General features: G+C 53.3%; 1 protein-coding gene (running past both ends of the window). It reads left to right on the top strand.

Positions 1 to 22758: part of a cysteine peptidase family C39 domain-containing protein coding region (locus Q7K71_04055; protein ID MDO8675274.1), annotated on the top strand (this coding region is incomplete at its 3' end). Its footprint runs off both ends of the window (7857 nt to the left, 21586 nt to the right); the window shows 22758 of its 52201 annotated nt.

The raw sequence follows: 22758 nt of genomic DNA, 5'->3' as shown, positions 1-22758 counted from the left end.
GTCAATTTATTTATAGGCAATGGTGAAAACCGTATCCAGAACGTGGGTTTTGACAGGGACGGAGCTTTGATCGGGACGGAAACCTCTTCGCGCAAGAAATACGCGATCGAGATAAAGACGGGCGACGGAAGGACCGTATCCAAGGAATATGTTGACGACACGGGTGACGGGACCGCACTGAAACTGGCACAAGCCAAGGTCGATGCGTTGCAAAAGGACTATAACAACTCCATAACTGCTGATACCGGCGGAGCAGGCATACAATTCGTCGAACTGAATGCGTCTTCCGATTATGTCCCCCAAAGGGATGTGCGTCTTGCTTTGAACAGTAAAGGAGATGCGCAAGTTATCGGTGTTGTGGATGATGCGCACCCCTCCACACGGGTGATCCCGGAAAATGCCGTTCTGAATAATAACGGCACCGTTGTTGAACGTATCAGCACAGTCACAAGCCGCGGTTATGACAAACTAGGCAATCCAGTTCAGGATGTCCACGAAGTACGGAATCTGTATGACTCACAAGATAGAGATAACCGCCAGCTTCTGCGGTCGGTCATAAGGGACGTCGCACATGACGGAACGATCACTAACGCGAAGATCAAGGACTTTGTTACAGGTCAGGAACGCGAGATCGCCGGCAATTACGATCACTATGTGATCACAGAAAAGACGGGAAGCGCGACAGATTTGGCGCTCAATAATGTGTTCCCGACAATGATGGCAGTGAATATGGCGGGGATTTCTTGGTTGCAAGCATCTGCCAAGGCAGAACAGCATGTCCAGAAGAACATCAATGTCATGGATTTGAATACATTGCAAGATGTTGTTGAGGGAGAAACTACCAAACCTTTTAAAACGGCCGATGGCACATCGTGGATAGCCACCGCACACGGAATAACGCAGGACCACACAGGAAACGGTGTCATCAGCGCTCTTTTTTCCAATGGTATTTGGGGCAACGGTTCCATGACCACCCTTAAGGTATATGGACACAAATGGACGGGGCTGTCCTATAACACATTGGACGCTATCGACGTAACAAATCCCACCCCCTTTGGTATTGTGACAACGGCGTTGATGGTGACCGGTATCGGAGAAATAGCCACCGGCGGGAAAATAGCACAGATGGGCACAACCGCCAAAGCAATATCAGGCGTGGGCAAAGCCGTGGCGTGGGCAGTCCCGATCGGTGCCGGCATAGGCGGGGTAGGATATGCCGCACAATATATGCTGGATCCCAGCGCGAGATTCAATGGTTATGAACTCGTCGCCGCTGCTATCGGCGGCGCGCAGTCGAACGCGAAATTCACGGCAGCCTTTGCCGGAGGGTCGGTGGCTTTAAGTCCTGTGGTCGGAGTGTTGGGCAGGAGCTCTATGGTAGCCAAGATTTCTTCTTCACAATTGTTTCCTGTTTTGTCCAGCGTAGCGGGTGGCGGCGTGGTCAACAGCGTCAGGGGAGGTATAGATTTTTACAGCAATAATTCGACAGGCAGTTATTTTACGTTGTCACATTTGGGAAGAGATTTTGGCATTGGCCTTGGGTATGGGGCAGCTTATGGCGTATTGAAATCGTTTGGCGGACAAGCGGTCAAGGGAGTTGCGGGTCAGTGGGCGAAAAATCCTAAGGTTATCAGTACTGTCAATGCTTTAAGGCCATGGACCAATGCCGCGGGGTACGGCGGTATTTCAGTTTTGGGCGGCATAACGAATAAGGGGTGGTCGAATTATTCGGGACGGATGGGGCTTTCTGATTTCGGGATCGGTTTTGTTTCCGGACGCTTGCTACAGGCGATCCCTAAATGGGCTAACGTGGCTTATAATGGAGAACAAAACGCAGGCGGCACAATGTCTCGCTTGTTGTCTCTTAAGGGGTCTGCGGTTGGCGCCGGCTTGGGCGCGGCGGGCGGGCTCACGCTTGGGTTAAGGGATTCTAATCGCAGTTTCGGCGGCGTCCTGAAATACACTGCTACCGGCGCCGCGTTGGGCGGCATCGCGGGCTCTGGAATTTTACGACTCCCATTCGGTCAGGTCAAAGTTGGTGTTAAGGGAGGCGAATTCTGGGCACGTGCTGCTGTAAAAACTTTGTCAGGCGCGGGCATAGGCGCTGCCGGCGGATATGCTGTTTCTCTTTATGATCCCAGACTCAAGGATCAAAAGTGGTCTGACTTTTCAAACCGCTGGGGTTACATTGGATTCGGGGCTGCTGCTGGCGGGTTGGTGAGCGCTTTGGGCGTAGCGCGGCCGTATATGCAAAGTTGGGCCCAGACCGGTAAGTGGGCGGCCATTGACGCGAAAAATCCGTTAGGCCGCATAGGGATCAGACATATTGCCGAGCATCCGATGATATTTCCGCGGCTTGCCCTTGTCGGGGCCGCGGATTTCGGTGTCATTATGCCGGCATGGAGCATGATAAGCGTGCCAACGCATGCGGCTGTTACCAAGATCTTGGATGGTCAGGCAAATTGGGTCGAGGCCTTTGAGCCCATGCATAAAGGCGCACAAGGCCAGGAGATTTCTTTGGCAGGAAAGTTTATCAGCGATTTCGCCGGGGGTATGCCGCTGGGTTCCCGTGTAGGACCCGGCTTGGCCGTGTTCCAACTGCCGGTGAGCGCTTTGGTTAGTCCCGGAATCAGCAACTTGGAACGGAAGGCTTTAAGATGGGTCGCTCAAGGCACTCATGGTATGTTGCCGACAATCGCACAACTGGACGTCGTTCAAGTCATTAGCCAGAGATGGTTGGAAAGACAGCCAGGGCTGCAGCAGCGTTGGATCAATGAAGGAATGAAACAGGCAGAGAGCCAGGGCATCGCTCCCGAGAATACCGCTGAATTTGTCGGAAATTACGTGAAGAGCAAAAATAATGAAGTCAGCCACAGCATTGCGTTTTGGAGTTTACCGCTTAAACCGTCGGGGCAATTGCCAGGGGATTTTCATGCCGCTGAAGGAGCACAATATTTCCGTAAAGGCGATCTTGCTAAGGCCGAGGAATCTTACAGAACCACATTGGCACTGGATCCGCATAATGAGAATGCTAAAAAAGGTTTGGCCCAGGTTTCGCATCGGCAGAGTAACGAATTATTGAGGCCATCTGTAGAAAAAGGGGCCAAACCAGCGCCTGTGACAGCCGAGTCTGCGGCCAAAGCGGCGGCTTTATCCAGAGAAGCGGTTGCTTTAGATCCCAACAATGGCGCGTATCATGCGTCGCATGCAGATGCATTGATCAGACAGCATGATGCTCAAAGGCAAGATGGTGCCGCACCGGACACGGGACTGATCGACCAGGCGAAGGCGGCGATAGAAAAGGCTGGCAATGCCAAGGACCCGGCGACAAACGGTGACTTGGCTAATCTTCATGCACGAGTCAGTGGAATTGACAATGCATCAGGTGATCACGCGGCAGCCAGAGACCATGCGCAAAAAGCGATGGATTTGGATCCTAATGAATGGAGACATCCTTTATTGGCCGCTTATGCCGAAAGTAGATTAGGTAATGACGCCGCCGCAGATGTTTTAATTGGTAGGGCCAGGGACATTGCCCAGAGATCCGATCTCAAAGGAGATGAATTACAGCAGGCCGAACATTATATTCCTGGCTTTGAACTCACACCCGCACCTCGAATGACGCCGCCGCCTGCTGCTGCTGAAGCGCCACGGCCTGCTGCCACGGCAAGACCCGTTGTTCCTGAGGCTCGTCCACCGCAGGCGTCCATACCACCTGCCGGAGTCTATACAGCATCTTTGGATGAGATCGCTAGTTCAGTTCCTGGTAGGGACGATTATGAGGAAACAATTTCTTATCATGACAAGAAAGGCACACTAAGGATCAAGGTTATGAGAGCTCTGGACGACGACGGATATACGTACACTGAACATTATGATGCCAATGGCATCAGGAGAACCCAGATTATTGAGAACTCCGATGGGACCACAGCCAAGGTCTATGATACCGCAGGTCGATTTGTCAGGAATGTCGATGGATCAGCCCGACGCGCATCAGGTACACCATCTGATGCAGCAAGGCCTGTCGATGTAAGGCCTGCCGCAGCCAGGACCGTCGAACCGGCCCAACCTTCAACAGGTTCAAGGTTCCACGAACGGGCAACGCCGGATAGTATGCGGGAAAGAGTTACACGAAGACAAAGTGAGGTAGGTGCCGCACAGGAGGAAAGTGGGCAAGAAGGTGCGGAATTATACAAAGCAAGCGAGGGTGTATCTGACCAGGATCTGCAAAGCCACCGGGCGATAAGCGAAACATTAGCAAAATATAGCCGGAGCGGAGAAATTGAGCTTGGTGTAGGAGGGGGCACGCTGACTCTTACCGGAGAGCGGGCAGAACAGGAGGCCGGCAGACTTCAAGAGCAATTGGATGTCTTAGGGCCAAAGGTACAGCGCCTAAGGCAAGCCCAAGTCAGATCTGCCGCAGCTGATACTGGTCTTGCTGAAGCGAGGGGTCGATTAGAAGAAGCAAGGGGGAATTTAGCAAGATTGGAAGCTGAACAAGTAGCGGCCACTGCCGCGAGATCTTCCATCGCTGCTGAAGCGGCAAGGCCTGCCTCTGCAGCCAGGATCGTCGAACCAGCCCGCGCTCCATCACGCGCCAGTGCACCAGCTGTTGAAACAGCGCCGCCTGCCCCCTCAACTGCCCGGCCATCTACTCCGGTTGTTGATCCACGGTTGCATGATTTGGTTTCCCGGTCAGAAGAACTGGATTTAAATCGTCTTACTCCGGAAGAAAGAACAGAATTTGAAACTCTGCATAGCAGGCTGCAGGCTTTAGATAGAGTAGAAACCTCGTCCGACGTAATGGCTCCTCTAGAAGCGCAATTGGACAGGTTATTTCAAAAGGTGAGCCCTTGGCAGATAGGAGATAGGGCTTTTGTGAGATCCAGAGGAGGAGATGCATTTGAGGGGGAGATTCAAACCGTAGACTATAATTGGAAAACAAGGCGGTATCTGGGTAGCAGTGTTCGACGTCCAGATGGTAAAATTGAAATCGTAGGATCCCAGCGATTATTCGAAGAAAAGTCTCGAGCTGATGCCAGAAATGCAAGAGTGGAGAGGCGCAGGGCCGCCAGTGAGGCTGCTGGGCGTACTGCTGTTGAAGCGCCAAGGCCTGCCGTCGAGCCTGCCGTAGCCAGAACCCAGACCCCATCGCAGAGGGCCCCGGAAGCCAGGTCTGAACAGTCGGTTCAAAGAGGGCCGCGTCCGTTGGATGCCCGTGATGAGCATTGGATAGCGGATAGTCTTACCAGAGAATGGCTGATCCCAGCAGAGGAGACTGCAACCCGCCTGGTCAACATGACACTGCCTGATATGGTTGCCGAACTCGGGAGACGGGATAAACGGACGTCAAAAGATAGGACGGCAATAAGAGATTCTGGCCGCACTGAAGAGATGGCGCGCCAGGATGCCCAGGTGACGGAGGCCATTGGCAGACGTGTCTTGGAAGGGCAGGGAGTTCAGAGTCTGGACGCGACGGAAAGCCCAAGAGAAGGGGACATCTGGATAATTCCTGGAAAGATGCCAAGAGTATTTGTTGTGGCAGAAGGAGAAACAGGGGTCTCTTATTCTCCTATGAATACTAATCTCAATGACGCTCGGTTAGCGGCGCGGGCCGATGGTAAAAGTTTGGCGCAACAAGCTCCCAATCTCCAGCGCTACCGCATCAGTAAAACATCGGACACCTTTGCTTTTAGGGATACTCCAATCACCCAGCATGTGGTGGACAGCGCCGTTGAAACAGTGCGCGGACGTATTGCTAGGACAGAGGTGAGAGATATCAATGGCGGTGGTAAGGTCATCGAGCATTATGATGCTGACGGTAAGTCAATCGCCCGCATTTGGGAAAAGGGCAATGTGCGCCTTGCAACCTATATTGCTCCTGATGCTGCCAAAATGCTGGAGGGTAGCCAGGGTGCGGGGTCATTCGGTAGGGAAGGTGGTAAGAGGGTTGTACAGATTATTCGTCCTGAAACAGGGTTGGGATGGGGCGAGGTCGGGTCGCACGAGTTTGCGGAAGCTCTTACATTCGGGTTGGTTGAGGCAGCAAGCAATGGACATCTTAAGGGCGCCGAAGGCCAGAGAGTTATGGACGGGTTAAACCGTATGTCTACGCATGACTATGCTGAGCGTGTTTTACAGGCCCCGGGCGCCGCGGATGCCGTGCGCAGGCCCGGCGAAGTGGCGTTGGAACAATCGCCTTCCCGCGCGCCGCCTGCCCCCCGCCTTTCCAATTCTGTCCAGATGTTTGCCGACAACAATTCGGTTGATACTCGCCGTGAGGAAACCCGCGAACCCTCCACCGTTGCCAGACCCGCTGAAGCACCAAGACCCGACAAAGCATTCATAGCCCAGCCAGTTTCCAAAGTACCCGCCCGTGAACCCGGATTTATAGGCACTTTAAAGAACGGTGATTTTGTCCGCAGTATTTCCGACAGATGGAATTCATTCCGTCGGATGGCGTTCGTTCCAAAATTAGGTGAAGGGTACAATCGTTTCCTGAACACCGTCCGTATCAATGAGCCGACATTTAAGGCCCGACATGAACGGGAAGCGCAGGCCGTAGAAAGCGTGTTCAACGATGTATTGACCGGAGAAAAGGGGACAAGAATACGGCCAACTGATCCGACACGTTTATCCGAAGCCAAATTCACTGAGTTAAGAGCAAAGATCGAAACTTCGTCGGAATTGAATCTCCGCCAGAAGGCGTATGCTACAAGCTTTTTGTCCGAGGCGTACCGTAAAGCCGCAAATGGACACATCTTTGATTTTGACGTTGCACAGGCGACACTCGGTTTGTCGGCACAGCACATATTTGAGATCGGTCAAGGCGCCAAAGTTATTTTCAATGATCCTGCCGGCGGCGGTAAGACGACCATCATGCTTCCTCTGTTGCCGGAGATAGCCAGCAAGAGGCCTGCCGAGAAGTTTGTGTTCATCACCTCTGAAAAGAACTATGCCGTCAATAAAGCCAAAATAGAAGATTACATCAAGGAATTTGCCAAACAAAAAGGCATTGAGGTCGGCCTGCATGGCGCCAAGACCATAGGGGAAGCCATTTTTGACAGGATATCGGCGGACAAAAGCGGGGCGTTCGATACAGCGGACATTGACACGGTCAATCATTCGGCAGAAAAGATCGAGCGTGTTTTGCGCGACACTACTCCTGAACAAAAAGACCTCGAGCTTGTTGAGGCCAAGGAAGTGGAGCAGTTAGTGACGGCAACCGGTGACCGTTTGACCCAAGCTGAAAAGCAGGTTGCCCGAGACGCCATGCATCATACCATTGAATCCGGAGATCTCAGCGAACACGATTTCAAACCCGGCATTAACGTCATTACCATTGAACAATCCAAGATGCTGGCAAGACAAGGGAAGTTCAAAGGCACTTTTGTGATTGGGGATGAACCGCAGGCCGGTTTATTGTCCCCTGTTTTGCGTATGGCTGAAGAAGGCCGCGAAGCATTCACTAAGTTGTCTGCCGCAGAACAGGCGGAAGTCGCCAAGGCCCGGACCCACGACACAGCGATCATAAAGAAGGTTATGGATTTCATCGGCCGTAAAGGCGGCATGGTGGATAAAGACGGCAACCGCATTGTGACCAGAAAGACCTACGACCAGCCAGTCATGGGGGGCAATAAGTATAAAGGACTGGACGCTCGCTATGAGTATTCCGTGAGTAGTGACGTCAAAAAGCAGATAACAGATCAGTTGAGATCCGACAAGACATTCAGGGACAGCCAATATTATGATGCTAAAGAGGCGGATGAAAAGCTGGGTAAGCTCATTGACGCGGCGGTCAACGCCATTGTGGGCAACAAAGCGCGTGTCACAGAAAGAGATGCCCAGGGCCGTATGTTGAGTTATGAGACCATGGACATGCGTGAAGGCGTGGCCCTGCGCAGGACTCATTTTGGCGATGAAGGTAAGGGTCTGAACGCCAGAGCACGCATGTTCGCGGTGCTCCATGACGCTCCCGACGACGTTTATTATGAAAATACATTGTCTGACAAAAAAGGCGGGACTTCCTATGCGGATGTCATCAGACAGGCCGGAACGTTCATAGGATTGACCGCCACGGCGCGTGATTTTCGCTCGACGTTCATTAACGATTTGAACATGAACATCATTGAACTCCGGCCTGAAGTCCAGATCAAAGATGTGTTGGGCGGGACCGTGCGGTTTATTTATGACTCCAAGAATTCCATTGAATCCGGCATTAACGCCATTAAGAGGAATGCGGCGGACGCAAAAGCCAAGGTCATCATCTTTTCGCATAACGTCACTGAGGTCCGCGATGCCATTCACAACCAGCTGGCTGATTGGGCCAAGGCCAATGGTTTTGAGATCATTCATGTCCGCAATTCTTTTGAGGCCAAGGCCCTGGAAGAGCAGTTGCGCAAGGAGCAGGAGGCATACCAGGCCTCCGGTGGCGAAAAAGAATTCAAGAAGAAGATCATTATCGGCCAGATCTACGACGGTTCGAACATTGCCAGTTATGTCAATCCTGTCTTCGGCAAGGAAGCCGTTCCCATTGAAGCACGGTTCATTCTGGGCAACGCGGCCGCCAAGGCGGACCTTTTGCAGGCCCTCCAGCGTGTCGGTATTACGGATGCCTTGGCCCGCCGCCGTATTCTCGGTCAAGCCGAATGGGTGGTTTCGGCCCATGACCAGGGTTTGACTGAAGGCGAGAAAGTTGAATTGGACCGCAAACAAAAAGAATATGAACAGGCCGTCGGTACTGCGAACGAACAGAACGCCAAGGACAATCTTGACCAGGCCATGTTGGAAGTGGCGGAGGCCATGCAGAAAGAGGCGCGATCCATGAATACCGGTGTTGTTTATGCCGAATCCGCCGAGAGGACCCGCAGGGCTGCCTTTGAACGCGCCGCCGAAGCCGATAGGCAGGTGAGAGAGGCCAACGTCCAAGGCCGTTTTGATTTGGCCAAGGCCCGTGGGTATGAACTTTCTGCCGTGAATGTGCCGCTGAGCTTCTTTGACGGTTATTTGACCTTCCAGCAGGATGAACAAGGTAATGTGAAAGCCGTCTCCGAAACCCGCCACAGCCATCAGGAGCTCATAGCCAACGATCTCAAACTTTTGACAATGGTCTATCAGCCCGGCGATGAGAAAAAGCATGGTCTGCAGGCGGAATTCAAGTCAAAACTTCTGACCATCAACGGTCAATTCGTTAATTATGCCGGACATGAAGAAGAGATCACGAAAGGGCTTGTCAAGTTGCAGGCCTCTCCTGTGGCGGAAGGAGGGCTCGTCCAGCTCAGGCCGTATCAATATGATGCGTTCAGGAACAATTTGACGATCGTGGATGTTGCCCACAAGAAAGACGGGGCGAGCATCAAGGCAATACAATTCTTTGAAGCGCCGCATAAGGCCAAGCAAGAATTTGATAGTCCCGAGAAAATGCTGCAATTCCTGGCGTATTGGACCCCGCAGAGATTGATCAAAGCCGGCATTGTCCTGGGCGCCCTTAAACAGGAGAACGGAAAGATCGTTGTGCCCATCACGCGTACCAATTCAAAGGTCCGCAGCATGGGGGCCAATCGCTGGGATAAATTCATTGCGTCGCAGATCGTCAACAACGACGAGCATGTGGGCGGCTGGCAGGATTATAACGTTCAAGTCAGCAAAGAGCGCGGCACATTGGTGGATTTAAGAAGCGTCAGCCCGGATGACGCAAAGGTAGCGGCTTATCGTCGTGCTTTGGACTTGGCCGCTGCCTATTTCAGGAAACATGATGCTGAGGGTAAATACGCAAGATTGATCGCGACCGCGCTTAACCCTGTCAAGCAGGAGGGGGATGTTTCGGTTGTCGCGTTGCCCGATTTGGATGCGAAAGGCACAAGGGCATCCATGAGAGAATATTTGGATCGGCAGGAAGAATTATTCACTGAAAATCCGGACACGGGGCTTTCTTATCTGGAGAGCATCCGCTTTAGCCACAAGATGGGAAGTTCTGTTCCCGCCGGCTATGCGGATGAAAAGAATAATCAAATCGTTGTCACGGGAGCTTCCGATCTTAATGAGGGATTTTTACAGGAGATCGGGGCGCCTATTGATCAACAAACCAGAGAGTCCAGAATCTCCAAAGCCATTGAACACGAACTGATCGGTTTACAGGACAGGACGCGTAGTCACCAGCAAAACGTCAGCATTCAAAGGAAATGGGAATTAAAAGAGAGGGTTGTCGGTGTATTGCCCTTTACCCGCAGGCCCAATGTTCAAGAACAGGTTGCCGATGCTGCCGTTTTGGCGAATACGTCAACGCCGCGTCCTGACCACGCCATGCTCGGAGGCGCTTCTGCGCAGAGAGCGCATAATTTCAAATTGGTTTTTGTACAAGCTATGGCCGCTGCTGAATCCCGCGATCATGGCTCTTTCATTACCCTCGCTGATCTGAAAAAGGGGCCACAACAGACCATCAAATTTTTGCAAAACAGCGTTGCTGTCGTCAAAACCGCCGCGCAAGACCTTGGTTATACCGGATTGGCCGGGCGCATCAGGATAAATTTTGGAGACCTTGCCTGGTATCAACACAACACCATTTTGCTTCATCCGATATTGACCGGTATGGACCCGAAAGTAGTCCATGCGTTTATCGCCCACGAACTCGCCCACGGCATCACCGGTTATCTTCAGGACTGGCAGAGATTTAAGAAAGAGCATGGGGATGAATCAAGGGCATTCAGCGAATTCAGCTTGAAACAGGAATTTAAGGCCGATCAGGTGGCGACGGATATATTGGCGGGCCTCTACGGTCCCGGGAATGCCCCATCCATCATGAGGAGCATGCTCGTGCAAGCGATGACTCACTATGTTCCCGGAGAGATCGGGCCGGCCACCCATCCTCATCCCGAAGACCGGATGGCTATCATCAATCGCCGTGCCGCGGACTTTGACCGGGAGGCCATTATAAAGGAAAACCAGCAGTTGGCTGAAAGACGCCACATGCTGGATAGGCTTAACGTTGAGCTTTCCGACGCAGAGATTGACGGTAAAGACGCCACTGATTTGCGGACCCAAAGGGACAGCCTTGAGATGTATGTGAGATCTTTGGAAGCCAGACGGTTCGGCGAGATCCACATCTCTCCTGAAGAAACATTGCTGCCCGTTGAACTTGCGACCATACCTGCCGAGGTCACCAATGCTTTGAATAGCCCTGATCCAGACAGGGCGCTGATGAGTTTGCCCAAGATAGGGCCGTCTTTCCGCGCCCGTGTTATCGGTCCACAATTTGTCTCCATTGCCGAGACCTTGCGCGCCCAACAGCCGTCGAATGTTGGTTCTTCTACTCATGTTAGTGCCGTGGCTGTCACTGATCAATCAATGATCGCCTATGACGACTTTACCATAGCGCAATATTGGAGCAAAAAACAAGACCCGGCCATGTTCATTGAACACATGATGCTGTCTTTGGACGGCCGCGTGGACGAATTCGTGGCGAAGGAAGGGGACTTCGCGATGGCTGTCACCAGGGAATCCTGGACACAGGTGCGAGATCTCATCGGAAGCGTGCTGGTCCAGTTTGGCAGAGAGCAATTGGTAGGCTTTGTGCGCGCGGCAGCGTCTCAACGCAAGGACGCTGAAGGCATTGGGATCGTTAAGAGTCATATTGCTTTATGGATCGAGGAAACCGGTGCAACAGCCACGGTTGATGAGATCTGGCAAGAAGTCACAGGGGCCGCGTCTTCAACGTCCAAGGTCCAGGCGCCTGCCGCGCTTCCGAAGATCGAGAACATCGCTCCCGCTGTCCCCGTGCCTGCCATGCCTGTTCCGGCGGTCATACCATCTACCGTCGGACCTTTGTCCGAGGTGACTATTGATGATGTGATGACTGCTGGCCGTACTGCCAAGGCCGACATCACCCCTTCGGTCGTCCCCGATGCCAATGCGCCCGTGGTCTATGCGGCGATGACAGCACAGAAGCGGGCTGAATTGGCGGATGCTCTTATCGCCCGCGGCGCGATCAGGGAAGACGTGAAGGGGGACATTGAAGATTATCGCGATATCGTTTATAGCGGAAAGCCCGCATCCGACGCTTCTGATCCCGGGATCACCCGGTTCTTTAAAGATAGAGGAATACAGGATGAGAATCATCAGGTCGAGGTCCTGAATTACGCCTTGGCCAAGCTCGATGTCGGCGACAAGGCGATGACGGTGCAATTGTCTCCCCAAGAGCGGCAAATCATCGATAAAAAAGTCGGCACAGATTTGTCGTTGTTGTTGCAAAACAATTATGCCGCTGGCGCAGGAAATAATATGAGCAGGCTCGATCCGGAGCTCATTGAAGGCGTTGAGGAGCAAATTAAGGATTATCAGAGTGGTTACAGGGACATCGATGTAGACAGATTTTTCAGAACTGGAATCGTCAAGCACCAAGGAAAAGAGATCCCCAAGGCGGACATATATCCGGACAGGGATAGCCAAAGGGGGGCTTTGGCGGAAGCGCTGGCGTACTTAGCAAAGCAGAGATCCTTCGGTGACCGGGCCATGATGGCGTCTCCGGGAATATCTGATCAACAATTGCAGGAGATCAGAGATGCGCTCAGTAAAGCGATCCAGAAAGACGGGTTCCCAGCTGTGGATAATGATCTTCGTGACGACATTATCAGGCAGGTTGTCGATATACACCAACGTAACGGCCGCCTCGCATACAAGGACCGTTATGAACTCATTCCTGAACAGATCGCTGTTGGCGTACTGACGGTTCTGCCCATACTTGATCCACAATACAGGAATTTGCGCGGTCTTAAGACAGGCGGCGGCAAGACTGCCGCGGCCTTGACCGGTATTCTGGCTGGGGTCAAGATGGGCAATTTGAAGGCCGGCGATGTCATAGAGTATTGGTCATTGCGACCGGATCTGTTTGAGAAGTTCGATGAATTCTCATTGTCTATTTTAAGGGAATTAAGAGCTGAAGGGGTGGACATATACCAGTTCCTTTATGATCCAGAAACTCCGGAGGCTTTTAAAGTTGGATCTAAACCCATCCCGGGGGTCGACAGAGATGAGGGCGCGCGCTTGCAATTGCGTTTCCTGGCCAAGGATGCTGTCCTCAATCGCGAGCGTGATTACAAAGATAACAACAACAAAAGCGTCTACAACAAGATCTTCCACGTCCTTGTTGACGAATTTCATGGATATGTGGTTTCTCCGGACCAGATCCGCGGGGTATTCGGCTCCACCGCCCACCTTAGTCAGCAGGAATACGAGGAAAAAGAGCTTCTGATGGCTTTTGTGCTGGAAGTCATCCGGGAGTTGAACAAACTCCATCAACAGGATGAATTCAAGGATTCTCTGGTGACGGATGTGAATGAACTCGGCAGGGTCGAGGAAAAAAATTTCCATATTGCCCGGGACGAGAAACATAAGAACGCCGTTTATGCCGTTCAAAGACATCTGATGGCCAGGCAGCAATTTGCCGGTATCTCAACATTTGTCACCCCGGATGATTTTCTTGAGCTGGCGGATGCCTGGGCCAAGGGCAGTCAAATGGCCGAGGGGAAGCATTTTGACGCCGTTGATGATGAGCATAGCTCGTACAGTTTGCGCCTCGAAGGTATGAATGACGAAAAACTTGTTTCATCGGACTACCTGATCGGGACGGTCCTCAACGGGCTCGTTGCTTTGCAGTATCGGGATTACGACAAGGCCGACAAAGACCAAGAGGCGCGTCAAGCCGAATTGCGCCGGAAAATGATGGAGGCCTACAACACTAGAGGCAAAGACCTCAAGCCGGTCAGTGCTGTCGAGGCCATGGTCAATCTGGCGGACCGGCTCAACGGCATGAGCGGGACAGCGCGCATTGCACAGCCAACGGCCGGCGCTCTTGGCATACACACGGCTGTTGTCAATGAAAGCCTGCCGTCAACATATCAGGAAGTTGTCGAAAGAAAATTGTCCGTCGGATTTGCCCGCGGCGTGGAAGCAGAGGCCAGAGCACTGTTTGAGAGGCTGCGTGATAGCATCAATGGTTCGCTGAATGTCGGGGTCGGTGTGGTTTATAACGACAATATCCTGATACGGATTCATCAACTCTTGCATGAGGCTGGTTTGGATAAAAACGTATACATCCCCGAACCCATTTTAGGCCGGGACGGGCAGGACAACAGGGACCGTTTCAAGGCCGAAGTTGATACCATACGGGAAAAGATGAAAGAAGGAAGAAATACAAAGGCCATCTTGCTTATGTCCGGCGACATCACCGGCAGTGATCTGCTGGGACATGTCGAGGGTGTGGCCGACGGTGATCTGAATGTCGCTGTGTATATCGGCGACCCGCATTATGGTTCTTTGATACGGCAGTTGTTCGGACGCGCGGAAGCTCCCGACGCTGAATCTCCAAAACGTTACACGAACCATGCGGGACCTGTTTGGAACCTAGTCATTGACATTGATGATTTTGACTTGAATACGGTCATCCGCCGTCAGTTGCGGGCCTTGACAGACGCGGGTGATACGCAAACAGCCGTCCGTCTGCTTTTGGATTATCTCAGGGACAAGGATAATGTCGAGTCTGCCAGTGCCGTGGCGCGCACGCTCAAGGCCGTGGCCGTGGCCAATGTGCCCATGCCCGTGGCGACTAAGCGCGAAGCGTTCAAGAAAGTCGCCGGCAACAGCGGCAGAAGCATTCAGCCCGGTGAACGGTTGGGTGTTCAAGCAACGACTGCACGGCAAGGAGAAGAGATTGAAAGATCGTTGAGGAGCGATCCGAAGTACGTGACCTATGACGGGATTTATTTAACGCCCGAGGGTGCCGAAATAGTGGATACTATTAACGCTTTGTTGTCCTTGAGCGAGAACCTGAAAATGGCCATGGGCGGATATTTAGATACCCCTAACGGGGTGATCGCCCGGGCCGAGAACATCGTCAAAGACATCAGACCGGAAGAAGTGGCCTTTGTCGCGGTTGTGCTGGCCTTGGATCTGGCCAGTGAACGGACCATTAGACATGATATTAAGAAGACGCGCTCCGCTGGTTCGTTCCTGCCTTGGGTTGAAAAGCTGTATGTTATGGCGCAAAAGAAAAGGGATCACCATATTACGCAAGCATTGAAGCCTCTGGCTGATGCGGCCGCAGAATGGCTGGTGGCGTGGGAGGCTGAGACAGGTGTGCGCTGGGCAGTTGGTAGAACGGACGGTAGTACCCATGAAGGATGGCGCGCGCGTCATACCGCCAAAAAGTCAGCAGGGAAGGCGGCCGACGCGCTCTCTTTGGCCGTGAACAATTTCTTTGCAGTTTTGGATGAATTCGACGCCGACAACCTGGGATCGATCATACAAAGCAAGAATGTCGGCCGGGCTGATGTTTTAAGGGCCTTGGGCCTGGATGATTTGGCCGATGACTTTTTACTGGAGGGCAAGTACGCAGTCGGCAAGGGCAATGATATACAAAGCGCTCGTTTGGAACGCTGGGGCAATAATATAAAAGCCGAGGTCGCTGACCTTAAGATCGACAGCATTGTTGGGGAGGCCGAAGATCTGCTCAAAGAGATCGCCGCTGATCCGCAGGCATTTAGAGACAGCGGTGACCCAGAAATCAGGAAAATGGCAAATCAATTGCAGGCTGCTGCCCAGGGTGACGTCAAATTCCCGCGGCAGGTCCGGTCCAGGGCTTTGCATTATGTCGATGCGAAGTACCGTCCGCAGGACCGGCAGGCAGCTGATATAGGGAAACAGCTGATTCGTAGCCAATGGGTGCAATACGCCAGACATGAAGATCTCAGGGAAGAGATGATAGAAGAACTAAACTCCGATGATGAAGGGCCGGTTTTACCTCATGTGCTGGCTGTTAAGGCAAAGATCGATGCGCTTAAGCCCGGCGATCTCCAGACAGGGGTGTTTGTCACCTATGGTGACGAGCCCTTGTTTGGGTATATTCAAAATGTGTTGGGCGAGTATATCAGGATCGACGAGACTAACGCGGAACATGTTAGAGGTAAAATCCTGAATCTTTTAACGCAGGCCCAGGAGAAAAACGAGCTCAACGGTGAAGACAGGCAGGGTATTGATGCCATCAGGGAGTTGGCCGATGTTGAACAGTTGACGCCGGATATCGAGCAGATGATCGATGAAGCCGCCAATAGGGTGGCGCTTGATCCTGTTGTGTTTGCACGGTTGGATGAGAGATTGGATGGCAAGGCCGATGAGTCGGCGGCGGCCCCTGCGCAGACGAACGGAAAATCTTTCTGGAAGAAGGTTATTGGCGGAAGCAAGACAGCGATCATTTTATTCGCTCTCGGGGCTGTACTTGGCGGTAAGGCCCAGGCAAACACTAATAATAGGGAAGACGGGCCTGAAGATAATGGCCGGCCGGTCAAGACATTGCCGGTTGCGCCGTTGCCTGCGGCGCCCGCCATGCCGATGCCGCAGTCCAATCCTGTGCCTGACTCAGGCGGTTTTGGTGTCGGCGGCCATGGCCCTGCGGCCCTGCCCCAGCCGGTGCAAATGCTTTTGAGCAGGGCTGGCCCTAGCGGCTCTGGCTTTATTGGAGGCCGGTTAACAGGGCCTTCTATAGAAGAACTTCAATCAAAATTCGGCGACGGCGGTCGTACGTTCTCTGTCGACCCCTCCTCGGGGGTTCGGACAGATGAAAATGCGATAAATGAGGACAAAGTAAGCGAAGTTGTTGGTACTAGAGAAGTTGCAGTAAACGTTAGAAGTTCTGGTGAAAATCCAGTATCTGGCTTAGCGCAAGCTCTGCCCAGCGAAAAAGAAGGTAGCAGCAGCACCAGTTCTGACAGGGTCCCGCTGAAGCGGGATGCCGCAGGTGAAAGTAGTTCAAATAGTACCGCAAATATCGAGCGTCCGGCAGTCGGCCCCGAAGATCCCACAAACAGGGCCAAAACCGAGACGCCATTCGTGCGTCCTGTCTTCCATGTCTCACCGGAAGCGATAGTGTGGATGGCGGGGCTTTTCTTGGCCGTTGCCGCCGCGGCATATATCCTCCATAAGATCAACAGCGGCTTCAGAAAGAGCAGTCCATTAGCCCATCGCATCGGTATCGGGGCTGTGGCCGCCATTGTTTTGCTGACCGGCATTGTTTCCGCGACGCCGGCCCATGCCAATCCGTCCAGAGTCCCCAACTGGGTCAGCTACGATGTCTGGCATGCCCAGGCATTGCAGGATGAACGCAAGGCCATCGCGGCTTTAAGCCCCAACGATATTAATCAGGCAACCTTGCTGTTATTTACAGCGCCGCATTTGATCCCGCAGGAGTTGCGCGGGGATGTTATTGATGCGTTCACGCGCGCGCGGGAAGCGTCTTTTGTTCAACCCCCGGCCCAAGCCCAGATCCAGCCAAGGATCGGACCTAAACAAGACGAGCCCGCCGCTCCGACGCAAACCAAACCTGCGGTCCAGGCCCCGACACCCAAGATCGAACCTTCGGTCCAACCCAAAGACCAGACCGTCCAGCAACCCGTTGCCCAAGCGAAGACAGTTGAACAGCGCATCAATGATTCCCTGTTACCGTACTCGGGCGTGCCTGCCATCAGCGTCACAGCCATTGTTCCTCTTGAAACACCCGACTTTACTTTAGGCGCCAATAATGAGGAAGGCCGTTTGATGGTCATTGGCCGCGCTGGAGATAAATATTTCGTGGCCGCGCCCGAGGGCTTCAAGACCGGGTTAGGCCTCCAGGACCTGCCCAAGGGCATCAAAGCCGATGACTTAAAGAACCTGGAACTGGCCGTACCCAACCCGACGGTGTTGTTCGTGGACAAGACCTATGTCATGCGCGCCGACTACGAGGCCCTGCATGAGCGCATGATGAACAATGTGCGCAAGGCCGTGTATGGCGGCAATGTTCCGTTCAAGAATGCCATCATCACCGTCGCTTCCGAAGATCCCCAGCAATTCGTCCGGCCCAACGGTGGGTATAACGTCCAAGCCCATGTGACGCAGGCCTTGAAGGCCGCGGCAACGACAGCCGTTCAGGGAGCAGGAGGTGTTGCCGTCAAGGCCGACGCAGACCTGGAACAGAAGCGGCAGGAATTAAAGACCATGCAGGACGATCTGGACGCCAGACGCGCTGCGTTGGCCCAATTCGCGCAGAACCAGGACCCCAAGGACGTGCAGCAACAGGAAAATGTTGTGAGGATGGCCTTGGATGTCAAGAATGCGGAAGAAGCGGTCGCCCTCAAGGCCCAGGAAATAGAAAAAATAGACGCGGATAATGTGGCGAAACAATTTGATATTGATAAGCGCTTCGCGGATGCAAAGGCCCGGGAAGATGCGGTCAAGGCCCCGGTGATCGAAGGGCTGGTCCGCGATGCGAACTACGGCGTTTTGCAAAGCGATCTGGCGGCCTACGGCAGTACGCCCGAAAATCTCTTAAAGGCCCTGGTCAAGGCCATGGACGAGGCCAAATTCTCCCGGAAGAAACAGGTCGGGCTCCTATTGGGCGTTGGTTTTAACTGGCAACCGGTGAATGCTATTTACAATACCAAGGAGTGGGGTATCACGTCCGTGTATCTGCAAGTGCCCAACAGCGCCAGTTTGCCTTTTGAAATAGCCCAGCAGACGGCCGGCTTGCGCAATCTCTTAAATGGCGTGAACGCGGCGGGCAAGCCGTTGAGCACGGTCGGCAAGACCTTTGGCTACATCGGTCTGATCAATGCCATCAACGAGACGTATGCGTCCATCGTGGATCATTATATCAAGGCCGATATCGGCGGGGCCCGTTATGACAGGTCCTTCCGGTGGTATTCCCTGCTCGGCATAGGCCGCGTTAATCATGGGGGCAACCCTATTCCGAAAGATGATGACAGCGGTTTTGACCCGGCCAGAAACGCCAAATCATTCCACTCCATCTGGGTCAAAGCAATCGTTGACGGGTTGAACCTTGGTTCAAAGATCCCGGGCATCGGCCAATATTTGGGTGACAAGAACCGTGTCAATGTTTGGGATGGCAGGGCCGGTTATAATTTTGGTGACATTGAACGCAATTTTAATGCCAGGGCCATGGCCGAGTCCGATCCGTATGTTTGGTATATCATCCTGCGCGGCAGGGTGGGGGATTTCGTCAATAACCGCAGTGAATTCGTCCCTGCCAATGATCCCGGGGCCATCCCTGCCCAGCAATTCATGTTCGGCTATCGCATCAATTGGAGGGAAGTCCTGGCCAGCCACGGTGACAAGGGCACGTATCAGATGTTCGCTTCCCAGCTCTTTTATGAACAGAAGCAGGCGGACGGCACATATAAAATGCAGGGTGCTTACGAAAAATTCCTGCGCGAACAGAAATTATGGACCGAACCCGGCACGCTCAACCGCCGTGTGACCAAGGCCATGCTGGAAAATATGGACCAGGAAGTGGCCTACTGGCTGGATCCGCGCGTGAATGCCATTACCAAGGATGTTCTGACCGGGCGCATCCTACATGTCTACAAGGACGACAAGTTTCCGTATACGGTTTGGGAACCGGTCTTGGGCGCCCTCAAGCCCGTGCCGACCGACGCCCAATATGCCCTGGAAGACCCGAACAATCCGGGACATGTTTTGCGTTTCAGCGACGGGGACAAACAGATCGCCCTGGGCGTTGTCAGTTATACTCCGCGCGCGGCCCAACAGGATTTTTGGTTGAAATTCAGGAACCATCCGCGCAATGACCTGGGCACCATGGCGGTTTATACCTTGAAGAAAGATGACACAACAGGAGAGCAGGTTTATGAATTCAGCGGTTATACGGCTGATTTCACCACACAACCGGCAACAACACCGGTCAAGGCCGATGAAAACATCGTCCTGCGCATGCCGGTGAGCGAGAAATTCCGTTTGACCCAAAAGGAATACAATGACAGCGTTCTGTCCACCGGATTCCCCGTGGTGCGCATCAGCAAAGACCAGATCGGCCGTTTCATCCCGGCCCCGGCGAGCGACAGCATTCCTTATATGAGGACCATCACCGAAGGCGGCATCGTGCGCATGATCTATGACAAGGCACTTGCCGAAGTGAACGCCCGTTCCGTATATACCCGCGATGCCCAAAAAGACCTGAACATCACCTTTGATTATACGACGGGCGACCGGCAGACGATCACGCACAAGGTCGCAGTGGAGCCCGGTCTGGTGAGTGTGGTGACATATCAAAACGGCGCCAATGGCATTGTTGAGTACGGCGCGGCCCTGGGGAGCATTGAAGATGAGTTGACGAGAAACAACGCGCGCGTGGCCATTTTGGGCCGGGACGGCATCACCAGCTACACCAACAAGATCCCTGTGACGGTCAAGCAGGAGGTGGACGTTCCGCTTTCGCCGGCGGTGTCCCAGGCCATCGAGGCCATAGTCCATGCCGCCACCATGCAGGACCTCATTGATTTCATCAACGGCCCTGTATTTGTTAGGGCCCCGCAGGAAGTTAAGAATGATGTTTTAAAGGCCCTTGGTGAACTTAAAGATGTGGAAAGCGCCGGCAAGGATGTGAGGAACAGATTGATCGCGGTGCGGGTGAACCTTGGCAAAGCCGCCGACGCCCTGGCCCGCGCCGAAGCAGCCAGCGGCCGCAAGGGCTTTGCCGAGCTCAATACCGCCTTGCTCGGCATTTTGAAGTCCGTCCAGGACGAGATCCTCAATATCGAAGACGGTTTCTTCCCGACCCTGAAGGCGATCAATTATGTCGTGCGCGCCCAGGCCAAACCGGGCACCAAACCGGAAGAGTATCCTGCCCTCATTGAACAGTACAAAGCCCGGCTGGCCCAGAACCCCAATATTCTTTTGGATGACATCAACCGGTATTTTGGGGCCAACAGCGCGCTGTTCCAGCAAACGGACGTGGACGCCCTGGCCAAAACAGTCGCCCAGACGCGAGCCAACCAGCAGAAACTTAAAGAAGCCATTGCCGACGCCATAACCCTGCCTATGAATATTAAAAAATTAACGATTTCTGGGGTTGGCTTAAATGGAGCCAAGATCTTAAACGAATTAATACAAAGAGGTATTTTAATTGAAGTTTCTTCAACAGAGGTTCGCTTAAACCCAAGTAGAGATTTAAATAGAACAGAAATAGAAGAAATTGTAAATGGTGCAAAAGGCGCAAAGGGTGATGCCGATGCGATCTGGACCATTTTGCAGCAGTCCATCCCTTCACTGGACAATCCTAATTTCGACAAACTGCCATTTTTCTCAACCAACCCCGAGCAGGAGCACAATCTGCAGGAAGCGGACCGGTATGTGACGCAACGGCTGGAACAGATCAAAACAGACATTGATTCCCTTAACCGTGCGCTGTCTTCCAGTATTTTAAGTGCGCAGGGTCAAAGCGATGTTACCAGCTTGATCGCTAACTTGATGACCGATCGTGATTATTTGAACGGACCCTGGCGCAGAGAGATAGACCTGCAAGGCACGCTGGGCGTGGACATTCGTTTCGGCAAGAAAACCCCGCGGGCGGCGTTTGAAGAGATCACCGCTTTGATGACGAGCAATATCAATACGGAACTGGCTATTTATACCGAACGCCTGAATATCCTCAATCGCATCAACGATCTCAAGGCCAGGGGAGAATTATACACCGCGGAGGTCACGGCCAATTTGGCGCAAGTCACCCAATTTGAGAAAGAAAATTATACCCAGGCCCTGGACAATGTCCTGCGCCGCAGGGGCGCGGGCGATCCGCTGCAGGGCTTGATAGACAACTCATTGCGCATGGGCCGCGCCCAGCAAAGCAGGATCAGGGACAATATTGCGCTCAACGACGCGCGCAAGGCATACAACAGTTTGCTGGCGCAGGCGCAGGAAACGGTCAAGACCTTACAGGGCAAGGCCGGTGAATTTACCGCGAAGGCCGGGGCTGTTAAAGCCAAGATCACGGCGTTGGCGGACCAGGGCAGGATCAGCGCCCAGGACCGCGGGGCCGTCGGACAGGCCATGGATGAATTTTTCCTCAACCATCCCGCGCCGGGCGCCGGGGTCATGGTCATGGGTGACGCCGTTTACCTGCCTTCCGGCGCTTCGTTACCGACGGATGGCCACAAGACAACCCTGCCGGCCCTGGAGGCATCCACTCTGGAGATCAGCAAGGACTTCAGCAACGCGGCTTTCTCCATCGGCGATGTCAACAATGCCTTGAGCGCCCATTTCGGCAAATTGACCACGGTCAACAAGGAATGGCAAAGCCAGTATTGGCTGGGCGGGGTCAACAGCGCCATCGGCGAACGGGTGCTGAATACCTTTATCGGCGGCGGCGTGAACGCCAATCAATATCTTCTTCAGCCCGACGGAAGCGTCCAGGCCGTGACCCAGAAATACGGCCTGATCATGAACGTGCTGGGCTACCAGGGACAGAAGGTGGAGTTGACCGTCGCCGGCGTCATGAAGTTCAACAGCGGCAACAACGGTCAGATCTACGGCTTGAGCGGCATTTATGAACATCAGCTGTCGGGTAGCAACAGGTTCATTGTGGAACTCGGCATGGCCCAGGGCAGCGACCGCAAGGACGATACGCTGACCTTCTACGACACCCTGTCCCAGCAGCCGGTGGCCGCCGAAAAGATCACTCTGGATGTGAATGACAGATACAATTTCCAGAACATGGGCTTTGTGCATGACATCAATAAGAATTTGATGGTTCGTGCCGGCGTGACCCGCCGGGCAGAGAATGACACGATCTTCGGCAAGCGTTCCGAAATATATCCTTCCGTCGGTGCCGGAATTAAAGCCAAGGGCGGGCTGGTGACATTCAATTTTGACAAGGCCCTGAACAAGAACAAGACCGAATTGAACGCCACCGTGTACCGCGTG

The organism is Candidatus Omnitrophota bacterium (assembly GCA_030650275.1).
Classification (GTDB): domain Bacteria; phylum Omnitrophota; class Gorgyraeia; order Zapsychrales; family Fredricksoniimonadaceae; genus JACPXN01.
This window is presented reverse-complemented; position numbering and strand designations above follow the sequence as displayed.